The sequence below is a fragment of the Weizmannia sp. CD-2023 genome, assembly GCF_036225245.1.
Lineage (GTDB): Bacteria > Bacillota > Bacilli > Bacillales > Bacillaceae_C > Weizmannia > Weizmannia faecalis.
Genome location: NZ_JARTJQ010000120.1, coordinates 1 through 3,326, shown reverse-complemented (window position 1 = coordinate 3,326; position 3,326 = coordinate 1). Strand labels below are relative to the sequence as shown.

Annotated in this window: 5 protein-coding genes and 1 riboswitch; of the genes, 3 read left to right on the top strand and 2 right to left on the bottom strand. The window is 44.1% G+C overall.

Annotated elements, in window-relative coordinates:
- Positions 1-591: 591 nt before the first annotated feature.
- Together P9687_RS16115 and P9687_RS16110 are read right to left on the bottom strand one after the other, a co-directional pair.
- Entirely contained in the window at positions 592-771 is a 180-nt protein-coding gene (locus P9687_RS16115; RefSeq protein WP_029141588.1) for a hypothetical protein, read from the bottom strand.
- A 20-nt stretch (positions 772-791) separates the two neighbouring features.
- A complete protein-coding gene (locus tag P9687_RS16110; protein WP_328228681.1) occupies positions 792-1,535 on the bottom strand; it encodes a type II toxin-antitoxin system SpoIISA family toxin in 744 nt (247 codons plus the stop codon).
- A gap of 157 nt (positions 1,536-1,692) precedes the next feature.
- On the opposite strand from P9687_RS16110, the gene P9687_RS16105 reads away from it, so the two are divergent.
- Genes P9687_RS16105 through P9687_RS16095 form a run of 3 tightly spaced genes read left to right on the top strand, consistent with a single transcriptional unit; the run spans position 1,693 to position 3,121 of the window.
- Positions 1,693-2,205: a GNAT family N-acetyltransferase gene (locus P9687_RS16105; protein ID WP_013859331.1), complete on the top strand. Its 513-nt coding sequence runs from the start codon at positions 1,693-1,695 to the stop codon at positions 2,203-2,205.
- Positions 2,205-2,705, top strand: coding sequence for a GNAT family N-acetyltransferase (locus P9687_RS16100; protein ID WP_035188966.1), 501 nt, complete (start codon positions 2,205-2,207; stop codon positions 2,703-2,705). Before P9687_RS16105 ends, P9687_RS16100 begins: the two co-directional genes overlap by 1 nt.
- Complete coding sequence (locus P9687_RS16095; protein WP_013859333.1) at positions 2,696-3,121, top strand: GNAT family N-acetyltransferase; 426 nt, start codon at positions 2,696-2,698, stop codon at positions 3,119-3,121. The genes P9687_RS16100 and P9687_RS16095 overlap by 10 nt, the downstream gene beginning before the upstream one ends.
- Before the next feature lie 48 nt (positions 3,122-3,169).
- Positions 3,170-3,281, top strand: a riboswitch (TPP riboswitch).
- Positions 3,282-3,326: the final 45 nt, after the last annotated feature.

Below are 3,326 nucleotides of genomic sequence, written 5' to 3'. Positions count from 1 at the left end.
TGATTTTGTTGGTGTCTGGGTTGATTATTCTTCCGTTTGTCATTTTGCAGTTCAGAAAAGAATGGAAAGCCTACCGGGAATTTTCCCCGAAAAAACAATAGGTTTTTGTGCTGATTGAAATATTCGATGTAGTATCGGGTTTCCCTATACTGTCAACCTGGTGGATGTACCTTTCAGAATTCTGTATTGTGATGGGTGCCATCCTGATCAAAACGCATTAAGAATGCTGAAAAACGCGGCAGCAGATAGCGTCCTGCTGTTGTTTTGGGCGGGATGGGAAGTTATAGCCGAGTTTTCATAAAAAAGTGCTGAGCTGAGGGGGCTGCTGGATGTTAAAAAAAGCTTATGGGGCTGACTGTATTTTTACTGGCTGCGGATGTTTCATGTTGCCCGCTTATTTTTCAGCTTATCCATAAAGCTGAGGAGTTCCGCTGTCTGTTTTTTTCTGTTTTTTTCCATTGGGGAAGCGGAAGGGGGCGGAGAGTAAACGCTTGTTTCTTTATGGAACTTTTTCACATGATCACCTCAGCTGATTATCTGCAATAGTGTATGCAAAGCTGCGAAAAAATATGAAGGGCAATAACCGGTTTGTTATTGCCCTGAAGATTTTTTGCCGTACTTTTTCAGGATCTGTTCGTTTTCTTTCATGATTTTTAAAGTCGTCGGGCTTGTGCCAACCGAAGGAACACGGACTCTTGATTTTCTTCTGAAAGTTCTCCGGATATTTCCGGTTTCATTTCTCTGTGCCAGGAGCGCGCTGTTTTTTTTCATTTTTGTCACCGCCTTGTTTTTCAATCCATGTCGTCCGGCGGAGCCGCAAAATCATAAACATGGGCCATGATGACAAACAGGATACAATCCATTTCTGTAATGGCTCTGGAACCGGATATTTTTAATAGATACAATTCGTCATGAAAAAGATAAATCGGATGGAGCGCATCGTTTCCATCGACATGATACACCGTCTCCAGCCTGTCCAATTTCGCGCGGGCGGAACCGGGATTTGCGAAACTGTACAATGCCTGATCTTTTTCTGGCGGGGTGGTAAACGGCAAAATGTTAACGCTCATATCCGCTTTTTCCGCATAAGATGCCAGCACTTCTTTTAAACCTAACAGATATCCTTCTTTACTACCATAATACCCTACGATGCCCTCATCATTCAAGATGTCGAGCATATTTTTAGCCATTGACAGATTGTCCTGAAGCAAAGACTCGTTTGCAGAAACGGTTTTCGTAAATCTTTCCAATTCATATTTTCCGGCTTTGCGGAAATACATATTTAAAAAAATAAAACCGTCGATAGCCGCAAAAATAAGCGCGGTGATGGCATAGTTTTTAAATTCCGTGAAAATGCTCGCCGGGTGGATCGTCCAGTAAACCAGCGCGCCAAATAAATAAACCAAATACCAGATTTTCCGGATCAGAAAAACTTTTGCATCCATCTTTTCTTCATTTTTTCCATAAAGGTAAGTGTATATCACGAGACCGGCAAAACAAAGCCAAACAAAAGTTTTAAAAAACAGCGTTTCCAAATCTCCGCCTCCCTATATTCCCGAAAAGTACTGTCTGCCATTATTTTATCATAAAAAGGGGAACTTTTGTTTGCATTCCTGCATAAAAGGCAGAATTGATGAAATGTTCCTAGGATGATAGACTGATAAAGAAAGATATGTTAGAATTTAACAAAATATGGATGGGGAGCTGGCAGTTTTGGAAGCAAAAAATGCGTTAAACATCCGGCGGCTGGGCGGCAAGGAAAAACTTCCGATGGATTTACTGCTCCTTGCCGACCCGTCACGCGAAATGGTGATGGCTTATGCCAACCGCGGAGAATGCTATGTGGCGGAAATTGAAGAAAAGGTGATCGGCGTTTACATCCTGCTACCGGCGAGGCCGGGAATCGTGGAATTGGCGAATGTGGCGGTTGCAAAAGAACATCAAGGGAAAGGCTTTGGAAAACGGCTTGTGCTGGATGCCATCCGGAGGGCAGGAAAAAGAGGATTTAAAACGATCGAAGTAGGCACCGGCAATTCCAGCATCAGCCAGCTGGCCTTGTATCAAAAATGCGGTTTCCGGATCTCCGGGGTGGACAGAGGCTTTTTCGTCAGGCATTATGCTGAAACGATATATGAAAACGGGATTCGCTGCCGGGATATGGTACGGTTATCCCTCGATTTGGTAGAAACGACATGCAAGGGGTAATGGAATTGGAACTGGTCTTTTACAATGATGATTTCAAGCAGCAATTGGACAACTATACAATAACGGATGATCAGCTCCGTTTCACCGGCCATCCGGATGAAGCCATTGCCCTTGCAAAAGATGATCCGGAACGGCACCCTGTTGTTGCAGTCCGGCATGGCCGGATCACAAACTTTTTTGTGCTCCATGAAAAAAATGGCGCCAGGCCATATACAAATCATCCGCATGCCATATTGCTGCGGACGTTTTCAACCGATTTCCACCAGCAGGGAAAAGGATACGCCAGGCAATGTTTAAAACAGCTGCCCCATTTTGTCCGTACCCATTTTCCGGAAATAGAGCAGATGGTTCTTGGGGTGAATACGGAAAATGTTGCTGCCCAAAATTTGTACAGACAAGCCGGGTTTGTGGATGAAGGGGGCAGGATGTTTGGAAAAAAAGGCGAATTGATTATTATGCATTACCATTTAGGCAAAGAAGGGATATACAGATGGAAATAAAAGAACTTGCAAACCGGGAAGAGTGGAAAGCAGCGTTTCCGGTGATGAAACAGCTGCGTAAACATTTGGACGAAGAACACTATCTCCAGCTGGTGGAAGAGGCGGCAGAAAAATCGGATTACAAGATGGCCGCAGTAATAGATGACGGAAACATTGTGGCGGTAACCGGCTATATGCCGATGATTACCTTGTACAACGGGCGGTTTATTTGGGTATGCGACCTGGTGACGGATGAGGCGCACAGATCAAAAGGGTACGGCGCCAGGCTTTTGGCGCATGTGGAAAAACAGGCCGGCGAAAACGGATACGGCATTGTGTCCCTGTCATCCGGCCTGCAGAGAAAAGACGCACACCGGTTTTATGAAGAAAAAATGGATTATGATAAAGTCAGTTATGTTTTTTTAAAAAGATTGTAAACTTTACATCTTCGTTGGAAAGGGATATAATAGCTAAAAAATAATCTTTCAAACTACTAGGGGTGCCCGGATCTGGCGGGCTGAGAGAAAAACCGGCGTTTTTCAACCCTTTGGACCTGATCCGGATCATACCGGCGTAGGAAAGTAGGAATTTGTAAAAAATTTCTTGCTGATAAAGTCAGGTCTTTTCGGGCCTGGCTTTTTT

Coding starts and splice junctions, on each gene's coding strand:
- P9687_RS16115 (WP_029141588.1), bottom strand. CDS start 771: ATGAAAAAAAACAGCGCGCTCCTGGCACAGAGAAATGAAACCGGAAAT.
- P9687_RS16095 (WP_013859333.1), top strand. CDS start 2,696: ATGGAAATAAAAGAACTTGCAAACCGGGAAGAGTGGAAAGCAGCGTTT.
- P9687_RS16105 (WP_013859331.1), top strand. CDS start 1,693: ATGGATGGGGAGCTGGCAGTTTTGGAAGCAAAAAATGCGTTAAACATC.
- P9687_RS16100 (WP_035188966.1), top strand. CDS start 2,205: ATGGAATTGGAACTGGTCTTTTACAATGATGATTTCAAGCAGCAATTG.